The 14064-nt window shown below is 61.3% G+C and carries 11 protein-coding genes; 10 read left to right on the forward strand and 1 reads right to left on the reverse strand.

What is annotated here, in order from left to right; translation table 11 throughout:
* The first annotated feature begins 118 nt into the window (after positions 1–118).
* From bioF to HX818_RS20530, 9 genes are all read left to right on the forward strand, one after another.
* On the forward strand, positions 119–1297 hold the full coding sequence (bioF, locus tag HX818_RS20490; protein ID WP_177020654.1) for an 8-amino-7-oxononanoate synthase: 1179 nt from the start codon (positions 119–121) through the stop codon (positions 1295–1297).
* Entirely contained in the window at positions 1290–2021 is a 732-nt protein-coding gene (locus HX818_RS20495; protein ID WP_003211068.1) for an alpha/beta fold hydrolase, read from the forward strand. Before bioF ends, HX818_RS20495 begins: the two co-directional genes overlap by 8 nt.
* The gene (gene bioC, locus HX818_RS20500) at positions 2014–2823 is read left to right on the forward strand and encodes a malonyl-ACP O-methyltransferase BioC (protein WP_177020655.1); all 810 of its coding nucleotides are present in this window, start codon (positions 2014–2016) and stop codon (positions 2821–2823) included. The genes HX818_RS20495 and bioC overlap by 8 nt, the downstream gene beginning before the upstream one ends.
* A complete protein-coding gene (gene bioD / locus HX818_RS20505; RefSeq protein WP_008434374.1) occupies positions 2820–3500 on the forward strand; it encodes a dethiobiotin synthase in 681 nt (226 codons plus the stop codon). Before bioC ends, bioD begins: the two co-directional genes overlap by 4 nt.
* A 107-nt stretch (positions 3501–3607) precedes the next feature.
* Entirely contained in the window at positions 3608–3889 is a 282-nt protein-coding gene (locus HX818_RS20510) for a hypothetical protein (protein WP_003211062.1), read from the forward strand.
* 340 nt (positions 3890–4229) lie between these two features.
* Entirely contained in the window at positions 4230–6035 is a 1806-nt protein-coding gene (locus HX818_RS20515) for a phenylacyl-CoA dehydrogenase (protein WP_087694738.1), read from the forward strand.
* 204 nt (positions 6036–6239) lie between these two features.
* Positions 6240–7529, forward strand: coding sequence for a diguanylate cyclase (locus tag HX818_RS20520; protein WP_177020656.1), 1290 nt, complete (start codon positions 6240–6242; stop codon positions 7527–7529).
* 90 nt (positions 7530–7619) lie between these two features.
* Positions 7620–9404 carry an acyl-CoA dehydrogenase C-terminal domain-containing protein gene (locus HX818_RS20525; RefSeq protein WP_087694737.1) on the forward strand — a complete coding sequence of 595 codons (1785 nt, stop codon included), beginning with the start codon at positions 7620–7622 and terminating at the stop codon, positions 9402–9404.
* Between the two features lie 122 nt (positions 9405–9526).
* Positions 9527–11305, forward strand: coding sequence for an acyl-CoA dehydrogenase C-terminal domain-containing protein (locus HX818_RS20530; protein ID WP_177020657.1), 1779 nt, complete (start codon positions 9527–9529; stop codon positions 11303–11305).
* 226 nt (positions 11306–11531) lie between these two features.
* Here HX818_RS20530 and HX818_RS20535 read toward each other — a convergent pair whose 3' ends face one another.
* Positions 11532–12422 (reverse strand): LysR family transcriptional regulator, encoded by an 891-nt coding sequence (locus tag HX818_RS20535; protein ID WP_003211052.1) that lies wholly within the window; start codon positions 12420–12422, stop codon positions 11532–11534.
* Positions 12423–12631: 209 nt separating this feature from the next.
* Here HX818_RS20535 and HX818_RS20540 point away from each other — a divergent pair, with 209 nt between their 5' ends.
* Complete coding sequence (locus HX818_RS20540; RefSeq protein ID WP_177008812.1) at positions 12632–13912, forward strand: aspartate aminotransferase family protein; 1281 nt, start codon at positions 12632–12634, stop codon at positions 13910–13912.
* Positions 13913–14064: the final 152 nt, after the last annotated feature.

Genomic DNA, 14064 nt, shown 5'->3' on the forward strand with positions numbered 1-14064 from the left:
GGGCTTGCTCGCGAAGGCGGTGTGTCAGCCAATACATAAGCTGACTGATCCACTGCTTTCGCGAGCAAGCCCGCTCCCACATTTTTGACCGCGTTCAACCTGATCTACCGAGGTCTGCATGTCTTTCGATCTCGCCGCGCGTCTTGCGGCTCGTCGTGCCGAACACCTGTATCGCCAACGTCCACTGCTGCAGAGCCCGCAAGGCCCTGACGTGGTGGTCGATGGCCAGCCGTTGCTGGCGTTCTGCAACAACGATTACCTGGGCCTGGCCAATCACCCGCAAGTGATTGAAGCCTGGCGTGCGGGCGCGGCGCGTTGGGGTGTCGGTGGCGGCGCTTCGCATCTGGTCATCGGACACAGCACGCCGCACCATGAACTGGAAGAAGCCCTGGCCGACCTGACCGGTCGCCCGCGAGCGCTGTTGTTCACCACCGGTTACATGGCCAACCTCGGCGCCGTCACGGCGCTGGTGGGGCAGGGCGATACGGTGCTTGAAGACCGTCTCAACCATGCCTCGTTGCTGGATGCCGGTTTGCTCTCCGGCGCGCGCTTCAATCGTTACCTGCACAACGATGCTGAAAGCCTGGCCAAGCGCCTGGAAAAAGCCACCGGCAATACGCTGGTGGTCACCGACGGCGTGTTCAGCATGGACGGCGACCTGGCTGACCTGCCGGCACTGGCCCGTGAAGCCCGAGCCAAGGGCGCATGGCTGATGGTGGATGACGCCCATGGCTTCGGGCCTTTGGGCGCCAACGGTGGTGGGATCGTCGAGCATTTTGGCTTGAGCCAGGAAGATGTGCCGGTGCTGGTGGGCACCCTCGGCAAGGCTTTCGGTACCGCCGGCGCGTTTGTCGCGGGCAGCGAAGCGCTGATCGAAAGCCTGATCCAGTTCGCCCGCCCGTATATCTACACCACCAGCCAACCGCCGGCATTGGCCTGCGCCACGCTGAAAAGCCTGAAATTGCTGCGCACCGAGCATTGGCGGCGGGAGCATCTCAATGGGCTGATCCGCCAGTTCCGCCAGGGCGCAGAGCAGATTGGCCTGGAACTGATGGACAGTTTCACGCCGATCCAGCCGATCATGATTGGCGACAGTGCCCGCGCCGTGCGTTTGTCGCAGATGCTGCGCGAGCGCGGGCTGATGGTGACGGCGATCCGCCCACCAACCGTGCCCGCCGGCAGTGCCCGTCTGCGGGTGACTCTCACGGCGTCCCACAGTGAAGCCCAGGTGCAGCTATTGTTAAGCGCATTGGAAGAGTGTTTCTGCTTGTTAGGCCAGGAGCCCGACCATGCGTGATCGACTGATATTGCTGCCTGGCTGGGGCCTCGGCGTTTCGCCGCTGGAACCGCTGGCGGCGGCGTTGCAGGGGCTGGATGAACACTTGCAGGTGCAGATCGAACCGTTGCCGGACGTGGAGTCGGACGACCTTCAAGAGTGGCTCGATGAGCTGGATTCGACCTTGCCCCAAGACGTCTGGCTGGGTGGTTGGTCCCTCGGCGGCATGCTTGCTGCCGAGTTGGCCGCCCGGCGCGGTGATCATTGTTGCGGTTTGCTCACCTTTGCCAGCAACGCAAGCTTCGTGGCCTGGTCCCGCTGGGACCATGGCATGCACGAAGAGGATTTTATTGCGTTTCTTAACGGTTGCCGCCTTGATCCGGTTGCGACGTTAAAACGCTTCAGTCTGCTTTGCGCCCGGGGTTCCAGCGATCCCCGATCACTTGCTCGGCTATTGCTGGCGGGTGCCCCTAAAACCTCCGCGCAGACCTTGCTCAGTGGTCTGGAGCTGTTGGGCCGATTGGACACCCGTCAGGCGTTGGTCGACTTTCAAGGGCCGCAGTTGCATCTGTTTGCCGGGCTGGACGGGCTGGTTCCGGCTGAAGTGGCCAGTGAGTTGTTCGCCTTGTTGCCTGACGTTGAAATCGGCCTGATTGAACAGGCCGGTCACGCTTTTCTACTGGAGGACCCCCACGGTGTGGCGGGGGCCATCCAGGCTTTTTTGCATGAGTGCGGTGATGACTGATTTGTCCCATGTGCTGCCCGGCGGCTTGCCAGACAAGCGCCAGGTAGCGGCCTCCTTTTCCCGCGCAGCCGCCAGTTACGACAGCGTTGCCGAGTTGCAGCGTGCGGTGGGCAGCGAGCTGCTGCGGCGTTTGCCCGAAGGTCTTTCTCCACAACGCTGGCTCGACCTGGGCTGCGGCACGGGCTATTTCAGTCGTGTGCTGGGCCAGTCATTTGCGGGTAGCCAGGGTTTGGCCCTGGATATCGCCGAGGGCATGCTCAAACACGCCCGGCCGCTGGGCGGTGCACAACATTTCATCGCTGGCGATGCCGAGCGCTTGCCCTTGCAGGACGCCAGTTGCGGGCTGATCTACTCCAGTTTGGCGGTGCAGTGGTGCTCGGATTTTGCCGCAGTGCTCAGCGAAGCGCGGCGCGTATTGCAGCCCGGCGGCGTGCTGGCGTTTGCCAGCCTCTGCGTGGGTACGCTGGATGAGTTGCGCGAAAGCTGGCGCGCAGCGGATGGCATGGTTCATGTGAACCGCTTCCGGCCGTTCAGTGCTTATGAGCAACTGTGCGCAGCCAGTGGTTTGCGGGTGCGCAGCCTGGAGCAGTGTCCCCACGTGTTGCATTACCCCGACGTGCGCAGCCTGACCCACGAACTGAAAGCGTTGGGTGCGCACAATCTGAACCCGGGGCGCCCAGGAGGGTTGACGGGCCGGGCGCGGATTGTTGCACTGGTGCAAGCCTACGAGCAGTTCCGCCAGGCCCAGGGCCTGCCGGCAACTTATCAAGTGGTGTACGCCGTCCTGGAGAAACCTCTATGAATGCCGCTTACTTCATCACGGGGACCGACACCGACGTCGGCAAGACCACCGTCGCTGCCGGCCTGCTGCATGCCGCGCGGCAAGCCGGCAAAAGTACGGCGGCGGGCAAGCCGGTAGCCTCTGGGTGCCAGCTGACGCCCAAGGGCCTGCGCAATTCGGACGCCCTGGCGTTGCTGGCCGAGTGTTCGTTGCCGTTGAGTTATGCCGAGGTCAACCCGGTGGCCTTCGAGCCGGCCATCGCGCCGCATCTGGCGGCCCGTGAAGCCGGCGTGGCGCTGACGGTGCAGTCGTTGTTGAAACCCATGCAGCACGTTCTCGCCAAGCAGGCGGACTTCACCTTGATCGAAGGTGCGGGCGGCTGGCGTGTGCCATTGGCGGACCAGGACAATTTGTCGGACCTGGCCCAGGCGCTGAAGCTGCCGGTGATCCTGGTGGTGGGTGTGCGGCTGGGGTGTATCAGTCACGCGTTGTTGACCGCAGAAGCCATCGCCCGGGACGGGTTGCCGCTGGCGGGCTGGGTGGCCAATATCATCGACCCCAAGACCTCTCGTCTGGAAGAAAACCTCGCGACCCTGGCTGAACGACTCCCCGCGCCATGCCTGGGAAGGGTGCCCAAGCTCAAGCATCCCAGCGCCGAAGCGGTCGCCGCGTACTTGCAACTGGACCTGCTTGACTAGTTTTGCCTATCGCGAAGGCATTATGCCATTAGTGTTTTTGACGGGCGTTTTGCCGGTAGGTCTGCTTCAATAACAGTTCACGATTCTCTTATAGGCAGGTTCACGCCATGGAAATCTCTGGTAGCAGTGCGTTTTACTCGGGACTGAGCGCGATTCAGACCGGGCAGAACCGTGTCGACCAGGCCGCCGGCAAGATTGCCAGCGCCGCCACTTCCCAGCCTTCGGACGCGCAAAGTGATCGTTTGCGTTCGGTAGACGCCAATCAGGCGAGCAACTCGGCGAGCAACATGGTCGAGATGGCCCAAGGCAAGTTCCAGGTTGAACTGGGCGCCAAAGTCGCCAAGGCTTCCGACGAAATGCTCGGCACCTTGATCGATACTTACGCATAACCCCCCCCCTCTTATCGTGCGAGCTGGCTTCTCTGTGGGAGCTGGCTTGCCTGCGATAGCGTCACCTCGATCCTCCTGATACACCGCGGCGCCCGCATCGCAGGCAAGCCAGCTCCCACACTGATCTTCACCGCTCAATAATCTTTTTCCCCCTGAATCGTCATGCGGCATTTCGCTGCAGGCCTTGCCGTGCCTGACGTTGACCTGCGTCATGACAAACGGCGTTTGCGCGACGCTTGACAAGGATTGGTCGTAAACGTATGTTTCAAACAACTGTTTGACCGCCACAACACATCCATGCGGTTGTTCATCCCAGATACATCAGCAGAGGTTTATCGCTATGCCTGACTACAAGGCCCCCTTGCGTGATATTCGCTTCGTTCGTGACGAACTGCTTGGCTATGAAGCGCACTATCAGAGCCTGCCGGCTTGCCAGGACGCTACCCCGGACATGGTTGACGCCATTCTCGAAGAAGGCGCCAAGTTCTGTGAGCAGGTACTGGCACCGCTGAACCGCGTGGGTGATATCGAAGGTTGCACCTGGAGCGAGTCAGGCGTTAAGACCCCTACCGGTTTCAAAGAAGCCTACAAACAGTTCGTTGAAGGCGGCTGGCCAAGCCTGGCCCACGACGTGGCGCACGGTGGCCAGGGCCTGCCGGAATCCCTGGGTCTGGCGGTCAGCGAAATGGTCGGCGAGGCCAACTGGTCGTGGGGCATGTACCCGGGCCTGTCCCATGGCGCGATGAACACCATTTCCGAGCACGGCACTCCCGAGCAGCAAGAGGCTTACCTGACGAAACTGGTGTCGGGCGAGTGGACCGGCACCATGTGCCTGACCGAACCGCACTGCGGCACCGACCTGGGCATGCTGCGCACCAAGGCCGAGCCTCAGGCTGATGGTTCCTACAAGGTTTCCGGTACCAAGATCTTCATCTCGGCCGGCGAACACGACATGGCCGACAACATCGTCCACATCGTGCTGGCTCGCCTGCCGGACGCACCGGCTGGCACCAAAGGCATTTCGCTGTTCATCGTTCCCAAGTTCGTACCGAACGCCGACGGTTCGATTGGCGAACGCAACGCGGTGTCCTGTGGTTCCCTGGAACACAAGATGGGTATCCACGGCAACGCCACCTGCGTGATGAACTTCGACGCGGCCACCGGTTTCCTGATCGGCCCCGCGAACAAAGGCCTGAACTGCATGTTCACCTTTATGAACACCGCTCGCCTGGGCACCGCGCTGCAAGGCCTGTCCCACGCTGAAATCGGCTTCCAGGGCGGCCTCAAATACGCTCGTGACCGCCTGCAAATGCGCTCCCTGACTGGCCCGAAAGCGCCGGACAAGGCCGCTGACCCGATCATCGTGCACCCTGACGTGCGCCGCATGCTGCTGACCATGAAAGCCTTCGCCGAAGGCAACCGCGCGATGGTGTACTTCACCGCCAAGCAGGTTGACGTGGTGAAGTACGGCACCGACGACGAAGCCAAGAAACAGGCTGACGCACTGCTGGCGTTCATGACCCCGATTGCCAAGGCGTTCATGACCGAAGTCGGTTTTGAAGCCGCCAACCACGGCGTGCAAATCTACGGCGGCCACGGCTTCATCGCCGAGTGGGGCATGGAGCAGAACGTTCGCGACAGCCGCATTTCGATGCTGTACGAAGGCACCACCGGCATCCAGGCCCTCGACCTGCTGGGCCGTAAAGTGCTGATGACCCAAGGCGAAGCGCTGAAGGGCTTCACCAAGATCGTCCACAAGTTCTGCCAGGCCAACGAAGGCAACGAAGCGGTACAAGAATTCGTTGCACCGCTGGCGGCACTGAACAAAGAGTGGGGCGAGTTGACCATGAAGGTCGGCATGGCAGCCATGAAGGACCGTGAAGAAGTCGGCGCCGCTTCGGTGGATTACCTGATGTACTCCGGCTACGCCTGCCTGGCCTACTTCTGGGCCGACATGGCCCGCCTGGCCGCCGAGAAACTGGCTGCCGGCACCAGCGAAGAAGGCTTCTACACCGCCAAGCTGCAGACTGCGCGCTTCTACTTCCAGCGCATCCTGCCGCGTACCCGCACCCACGTTGCAACCATGCTGTCGGGCGCCAACAACCTGATGGACATGAAAGAAGAGAACTTCGACCTGGGCTACTAAGCCTCGGCCAGTTCGCTTCAAAAGCCGCCGCTCCTTCGGGAGCGGCGGTTTTTTTTGCGCGATAAAAAACCACAGTACCGCACTCAGGGATTGCTCCGAGCGGCCGTTACAGTGATGGCAATGTGATACGCATCACATTGAATGTGCTTAACTGTGATCAGTGAAGGCAATGTGCCATCTTTTTTGTGGGTCGGAGCTTTACCCTTGTCGCGCGCGTCTGCTGTACGTTTCAGTCATTTTTTACCTTCACTGCTTTTACTGCTGGCGGGGCTCTCGGCTGCGTATGTGAAGGATCTCAATGTGTTCTTCACTTCACTGTTCAATGTGCTGCCGACCCTCGTGCTGCTGCTGGGCGGCTCGTACTGCGCGGTCTACCGGCGCCAGCGAGAGCTGTTCCTGATGATCACGGTGTATGTGGTCTATTTCCTGCTGGATACCCAGACCGATTACTACCGCGATAACGGTCGCGTGCGGGACGACGCGGCCGTGGTCTTCCACCTGTGTTGCCTGTTGTTACCGTTGCTGTTCGGCATCTACGCGGTCTGGCAAGAAAAAACCCACCTGTTTCGCGACTTCGTCGCACGCTGCGCGGTGCTGTTTGCGGTAGGCAGCGTGGCGCTTGCCCTTGAACAAAGTTTCCCCCATGCCTTGTTGAGCTGGTTGGCCGAAATTCGCTGGCCCGCCTTGCATGGCCGCTGGATGAGCCTGATCCAGCTGTCCTATCCGATGTTCCTGATTGGTTTTGTGACCCTGGCCGCGCAGTACTGGTATCAACCAAGACCGCTGCACGCCGCGCAGCTGGTAGGGTTGCTGGGCTTGTTCTGGATGTTGCCGCAGACGTTCATCCTGCCGTTCACCCTGAACATCATGTGCAGCCAGGTGATGCTGATGATCGCTGCCGGGGTGGCCCACGAGGCTTATCAAATGGCCTTCCGTGACGAGCTGACCGGGTTGCCGGGCCGCCGCGCGCTCAATGAGCGCATGCAACGCCTGGGGCGCAATTATGTGCTGGCCATGGGGGACGTCGATCACTTCAAGCGTTTCAACGATACCCATGGCCACGACGTGGGCGACCAGGTACTGCGCCTGGTGGCCAGCAAGCTGTCCAAGGTCAACGGCGGCGGCCGGGCCTACCGCTATGGCGGTGAGGAATTTGCCGTGGTATTCGCCGGCAAGACCCTGGATGAATGCCTGCCGCACCTGGAAGAGATCCGCGAAATCATCGCCAACTACGACATCAAGCTGCGTAACCCGGACCGTCCCCACGACGACCAGCAGGGGCGCCAGCGTCGTGTGGGCAATGGCACTTCCAGCGTGTCGGTGACCGTCAGCATCGGCGTGGCCGAACGCCAGGCCGAGCAGCGCAGCCCTGAAGAAGTGCTCAAATCCGCCGACCAGGCGCTGTACAACGCCAAGGGCGCGGGGCGTAACTGCGTGGTCGCTGCGGGGCAGACCCGCCGCGGCGCGGTCCGCATGGACAGCGCTGCCGGTTGAGTGATGGTGGTGTATTCAGCGGCCCTACAGTGATTGTCCGGTGGGCCGTGGGGCAGTAGGTTGAAGGCATCTGCTGCCGGAGACATTGCCATGCCTGACTATAAAGCTCCCCTGCGCGACATGCGCTTTCTGATCGATCACGTCTTTGACTTCCACGGCCACTACGCCGCGCTGGGTGCAAGCGATGCCAGCCCGGACATGGTCGGCGCGATCCTCGAGGAAGGTGCGAAGTTCTGCGAAAACGTCCTGGCGCCGTTGAACCGCTCCGGCGATGAAGAAGGCTGCCATTTCGACAACGGTGTGGTGACCACGCCCAAGGGCTTCAAGGAAGCCTTCGCGCAGTACGTGGAAGGCGGCTGGCACGGTTTGGCGGCTGACCCGGCCTACGGCGGGCAGGGCTTGCCAATGTCCCTGGGCCTGGTACTCGCGGAGATGATCTCCTCCAGCAACACGTCCTGGGGCATGTACCCCGGCCTGACCCACGGTGCGATGTCGGCGATCCGTGCCCACGGCACTGAAGAGCAGAAAAACACCTACCTGAGCAAACTCACCGCGGGCCAGTGGACCGGCACCATGTGCCTGACCGAAGCCCATTGCGGCACCGACCTGGGCCTGATCAAGACCCGCGCCGTACCGCAGGCCGACGGCAGTTATGCAGTCACCGGCAGCAAGATTTTCATCTCGGCCGGCGAGCATGACATGAGTGACAACATCATCCACCTGGTGCTGGCCAAGCTGCCGGATGCGCCGGCCGGCACCAAGGGAATCTCGCTGTTTATCGTGCCCAAGTTCCATGCCGACTCGGGCGAGCGCAACACGATGAGTTGCGGCTCCATCGAGCACAAGATGGGCATCAAGGCGTCGGCCACCTGTGTGCTGAACTTCGATGGCGCCCGGGGTTTCCTGATCGGTGAGGCGAACAAGGGCCTCAACTGCATGTTCACCATGATGAACCATGCGCGCCTGGGCACCGGCATGCAGGGCCTTTGCCTGGGGGAAGCGAGCTTCCAGGGTGCGATCAAGTACGCCAACGACCGCTTGCAGATGCGCTCGCTGACCGGCGCCAAGGCACCCGAAAAAGCCGCTGACCCGATCATCGTCCACCCGGATGTGCGGCGCATGTTGCTGACCATGAAAGCCTTCAATGAAGGCAACCGCGCATTGACCTACTTCTCGGCACAGTTGCTCGATACCGCACACCTGAGTGGCGACGAGGGGCAACGCCAGGAAGCCGAAGACCTGTTGGCCTTCCTTACGCCGATCTGCAAGGCGTTCATGACCGAAACCGGGCTGGAGGTGACCAACCACGGCATGCAGGTGTTCGGTGGCCATGGCTTCATTCGTGAATGGGGCATGGAGCAACTGGTTCGCGATTGCCGGATTGCGCCGATCTATGAAGGGACCAACGGCATCCAGGCCCTGGATTTGCTCGGGCGCAAGGTGCTCGGCAGCCAGGGCAAGCTGCTGCGCGGCTTTACCAAAATCGTCCACAAGTTTTGCGCGGCCAACGCCGAACATCCGCAACTCAAGGCCCATGTGGCTCAGCTCAACCAGTTGAATCAGCAGTGGGGTGAGCTGACGGTCAAGGTAGGCATGGCAGCCATGAAAAACCCGGATGAAGTCGGCGCTGCAGCCCTGGATTACCTGATGTACAGCGGCTACATCATCCTTGCCTACTTGTGGCTGCGCATGGCGCTGGTGGCGCAGGAGCAGTTGGACAGCGGTAGCGGTGATGCCGATTACGCCCGAGGCAAGCTGGCGACCTGCGAGTTCTACTTCAAGCGCCTGCTACCGCGCACGGCCGCGCACCGGGCGGCGGTGGAGGCGGGCAGTGAGTGCCTGATGAGTCTGCCGGCGGAGCTGTTTGCGCTTTAGTGACCGTAAAATACTTGTTGGTCACAAGCAGACCCTATGTGTCACAAAAGTTGTTCGGTTACACTCGGGGTCTGTAAAACCGACCCCACCCGAATAACGTTAAAGTTCTCACGAGGTTTGCCATGGCTGACTACAAAGCGCCGCTGCGCGATATGCGCTTCGTCCTCAACGAAGTTTTCGAGGTCGCCAAACTCTGGGCCCAACTGCCCGCGCTGGCGGAAACCGTCGACGCCGAGACCGTTGAGGCAATCCTCGAAGAAGCCGGCAAAGTCACCTCCAAGACCGTCGCCCCGCTCAGCCGCGGCGGCGACGAAGAAGGCTGCCGCTGGGAGAATGGCGCGGTCTTCACCCCGGCTGGCTTCAAGGACGCCTACAAAACCTACGCTGAAGGGGGTTGGGTAGGTGTTGGCGGCGACCCGGCGTACGGCGGCATGGGCATGCCCAAGGCAGTGTCGGCCCAGGTAGAAGAGATGATCAACTCCTCGGGCCTGGCCTTCGGCCTGTACCCGATGCTGACCTCCGGCGCCTGCGTGTCGATCAACACCCACGCCAGTGAAGAGCTCAAGGCCACTTACCTGCCGAATATGTACTCCGGCGTGTGGGCCGGTTCCATGTGCCTGACCGAACCTCATGCCGGCACTGACCTGGGGATAATTCGGACCAAGGCCGAGCCTCAGGCAGACGGTTCCTACAAGGTCAGCGGCACCAAGATCTTCATCACCGGTGGCGAACACGACCTCACCGAGAACATCATCCACCTGGTGCTGGCCAAGCTGCCGGACGCACCGGCGGGTCCCAAGGGTATTTCGCTGTTCCTGGTGCCCAAGTTCATGGTCAATGCCGACGGCAGCCTGGGGGCGCGCAATCCGGTGACCTGCGGCTCCATCGAACACAAGATGGGCATCCAGGCGTCTGCGACCTGCGTGATGAACTTCGACGAAGCCGTGGGCTACCTGGTGGGCGAACCTAACCGTGGCCTGGCCGCGATGTTCACCATGATGAACTACGAGCGCCTGGGTGTGGGCATCCAGGGCCTGGCCTCCGGTGAGCGCTCTTATCAGAACGCTATCGAATATGCGCGCGACCGCCTGCAAAGCCGTTCGCCAACCGGCCCGAAAGCCAAGGACAAGGTCGCTGACCCAATCATCGTCCACCCGGACGTGCGGCGCATGCTGCTGACCATGAAAGCCTCGAACGAAGGTGGCCGTGCGTTCTCCACCTATGTGGCGATGCAGCTCGACACCGCCAAGTTCAGCGAAGACGCCACCGCCCGCAAACGCGCGGACGATCTGGTTGCTCTGCTGACCCCGGTTGCCAAGGCGTTCCTGACCGACCTGGGCCTGGAAACCACCGTGCACGGCCAGCAGGTTTTCGGCGGCCACGGCTACATTCGCGAATGGGGCCAGGAGCAACTGGTGCGTGATGTGCGCATCACCCAGATCTACGAAGGCACCAACGGCATTCAGGCCCTGGACCTGGTGGGACGCAAGATCGTCGGCAGCGGCGGGGCGTTCTACAAGCTGTTCGCTGATGAGATCCGCCATTTCACCGCCACTGCCGGCGCCGAACTGGCCGAATTCACCAAGCCGCTGAACGCGGCCGTGGATGACCTGGACGAACTGACCGCCTGGCTGCTGGACCGCGCCAAATCCAACCCGAATGAAATCGGTGCGGCGTCGGTGGAATACCTGCACGCGTTCGGCTACATGGCTTATGCCTACATGTGGGCCCTGATGGCCAAGGCGGCCTTGGGCAAAGAGGCTCAGGAAGATTTCTACGCCAGCAAACTGGGCACCGCGCGTTTCTACTTTGCCCGCTTGCTGCCGAGGATCGCGTCCCTCAGCGCCTCGGTAAAAGCCGGTAGCGAATCGCTGTTTTTGCTGGATGAAGCACTGTTCTAAGGGCTTGGAGGGCGTGTAAGCATTCTCTTACATGACGTGCTGCTATTCGTCCTCTATCGCCAAATTGGATCCACGGATAATCTACTTCACATGGACGTCGCGCAGGAAGCGCAAAGCAACAACACGGACACGTAGGATTCTGCCAGGAAGGCGGAGTGAAATGGATGTCAGGGAAACAGTCTGCAAAGCCCCGCTTCGGCGGGGTTTTCTTTTGCCTGCGAAAAAGTCAGGCGGGCGCGTTCATCACGTCTTCCAGCAGCGTGCGCAACAATTCCAGCGTCGCCTGCTGGCGCTGCACATCCCGGCACACCAACCCCACTTTCAACGGCACCCGTGGTTCGCTCAAGGGTTTCCACAGCAACGCCTTGCTGTTGTGTTCATCCTGGGAGCGTCCGGGAAGCACCGTCGCCAGCTTGGTATGGGGCAGGCTGTCGAGAATCCCCGCCATCGTATTCAACTCGGCCTGCACTTGCGGGCGTCGGCCCAGGTTGGCCAATTGACCTTGCCATATCTGGCGCACCTGAAACTCTTCCCCCAGCAGCAACATGGGTAACTCGGCGGCTTGCTTCAGGGAGACTTTCTTGAATTCCCGCAGCGGGTGATCAGCCGGGATGACCACCTTCAGTTCATCTTCATACAGCAGCACGCCGTGCAGCCCCGGCTGGCGTGGCGGCAGGTAGCTGATGCCGATATCCAGCGAGCCGTTGAGCAGCCGGCGTTCGATTTCCATCCCGGTCAGCTCGTAGATCTGTACGACCAGGTGCGGCTGGGCCTTGCGCACCCGTTCGAGCATCTGCGGCACCAGGCTGGTGTGTACGGTTTGCAGCACGCCGATCGCCAAGGTGCGCAGTGCCTGGCCCTTGAAGTTGCGCAGTGCTTCCACCGCGTGCTGCATACCGTCGAGCAAGGGCAGGGCGTGGTTATACAAAGTGTGGGCGGCGAGGGTCGGCAGCAGGCGCTTGCTGCTGCGTTCGAACAGGCTCACATCAAGGTTTTGCTCGAGCTGGCGAATCTGCTGCGACAAAGCTGGCTGGGAGATCGACAGGCGCTCCGCTGCCCGCCCCACATGGCCTTCTTCGTACACCGCGACGAAATAACGCAGTTGCTTGAAATCCATAAGTAATGCTTATCGAAAATGCTGGAAAATCGAAATGGCCGAGTGCCCCCAAGGCGCCTAGTCTAGCGCCTATTCACAGGGCTTACAGGGCCGGAAAGCAAGATGAGTAGTGTTTATGTTGACGGTGTTTGCATAGGCAAGGCAAAAAACCTCCGCCATGGGTTTATCGGTAATACCGACCAAGGTGCGATTGCCAAAGAGGTTCATCCATGAACCTGTTCAACCTGCGTCGCCCCGCCCCCAGCCTGGATGATCTGATCCTCGAGGCGAAGACCCCGGCTCTGCGAGACGATCTTTCCAGCGATTGCCTGATGCCCAGCGTGGCCCGCCCGCCCCAGGTGTTTGTACGCGGCCAGGGCTCCTGGCTGTGGGACAGCGAAGACCGCGCCTATCTCGACTTCAGCCAGGGTGGCGGCGCCAACAGCCTGGGCCATAGCCCACAGGCAGTGACCAAGGCGCTGGCCGATCAGGCCCAATCGCTGATCAATCCCGGTAACAGCCTGCACAACCGCGTTCAACTGAACCTCGCCGACCGCCTGTGCCATCGCACCGGCAGCGACCAGGCCTACCTGCTCAACAGCGGCGCGGAAGCCTGCGAAGCGGCCATCAAGCTGGCGCGCAAATGGGGCCAACTGCACCGTGGTGGCGCCTATCGCATCATCACCGCGAGCAACGGTTGCCATGGCCGCAGCTTTGCCGCGATGTCGGCCTCGGCAGCCGCCAGTGAAAACCGTTTTGAGCCCCAGTTGCCAGGCTTCAGCCACGTGCCGTTCAACGACCTGCCGGCGCTGCACGCGGCGGTGGATGCGCAAACCGTAGCAATCATGCTGGAACCGATCCAGAACGATGCCGGCGTCATTCCCGCGACCGAGCATTACCTCAAGGGTGTCGAACGTCTGTGCCGTGAGCTGGGAATTCTGTTGATCCTCGATGAAGTGCAAACCGGCACCGGCCGTTGTGGCACGTTGCTCGCCGAACAGTACTACGGCGTACGTGCCGACATCATCTGCCTGGGCAAGGGCTTGGGTGGTGGTGTGCCACTGGCGGCGTTGCTCGCGCGGGGCAAGGCGTGTTGTTTTGAAATCGGTGAGCTGGAAGGCACCCACCATGGCAACGCGCTGATGGCTTCCGCTGGTATAGCGGTGCTCGATACCGTACTGAGTCACGAATTTCTGGAGCACGTTTGCGAGGTTGGCGCTTATCTGGGCGAAGGGCTTGCCCGCCTGGCGCATCGCTATGACCAGGGTGAACTGCGCGGCCAGGGCCTGATGTGGGGACTGACTCTGTCGGAGGATTCGGCAGATGCGGTGGTAAACGCCGCGCTCAGTGAAGGCCTGATCCTGAGCGCGCCGCAACCCGATTGCCTGCGCTTCACCCCGGCGCTCACATTGAGCAAAAGCAACGTCGACGAAATGCTCCTGCGTCTGGCCCGTACCTTCTCCCGGGTGCGCACTGCACAGCTGCAATGCCGCAAGGGCATTGCCGTTTAAGCCCCATATTTCCTGAACCGTCTCGCGGTATACGCGGCGCCTCCAGCCTGATTCTTTTGGCTGGGGGCGTTTTTTTGTCCGCGAATTAGACGATGGCTGAGTGCCAGATCCCACTGAACCCTTACCAACGGCCAAGGTCGATTAGCTTGTAC

This window comes from Pseudomonas sp. F9001, assembly GCF_013385435.1.
Lineage (GTDB): Bacteria > Pseudomonadota > Gammaproteobacteria > Pseudomonadales > Pseudomonadaceae > Aquipseudomonas.

Excerpts from the sequence above, each read along its gene's own strand:
- HX818_RS20530 (WP_177020657.1), top strand. The coding sequence starts at position 9,527 with ATGGCTGACTACAAAGCGCCGCTGCGCGATATGCGCTTCGTCCTCAAC.
- HX818_RS20515 (WP_087694738.1), top strand. The coding sequence starts at position 4,230 with ATGCCTGACTACAAGGCCCCCTTGCGTGATATTCGCTTCGTTCGTGAC.
- HX818_RS20495 (WP_003211068.1), top strand. The coding sequence starts at position 1,290 with ATGCGTGATCGACTGATATTGCTGCCTGGCTGGGGCCTCGGCGTTTCG.
- bioC (WP_177020655.1), top strand. The coding sequence starts at position 2,014 with ATGACTGATTTGTCCCATGTGCTGCCCGGCGGCTTGCCAGACAAGCGC.
- HX818_RS20525 (WP_087694737.1), top strand. The coding sequence starts at position 7,620 with ATGCCTGACTATAAAGCTCCCCTGCGCGACATGCGCTTTCTGATCGAT.
- bioD (WP_008434374.1), top strand. The coding sequence starts at position 2,820 with ATGAATGCCGCTTACTTCATCACGGGGACCGACACCGACGTCGGCAAG.
- HX818_RS20535 (WP_003211052.1), bottom strand. The coding sequence starts at position 12,422 with ATGGATTTCAAGCAACTGCGTTATTTCGTCGCGGTGTACGAAGAAGGC.
- bioF (WP_177020654.1), top strand. The coding sequence starts at position 119 with ATGTCTTTCGATCTCGCCGCGCGTCTTGCGGCTCGTCGTGCCGAACAC.
- HX818_RS20540 (WP_177008812.1), top strand. The coding sequence starts at position 12,632 with ATGAACCTGTTCAACCTGCGTCGCCCCGCCCCCAGCCTGGATGATCTG.
- HX818_RS20510 (WP_003211062.1), top strand. The coding sequence starts at position 3,608 with ATGGAAATCTCTGGTAGCAGTGCGTTTTACTCGGGACTGAGCGCGATT.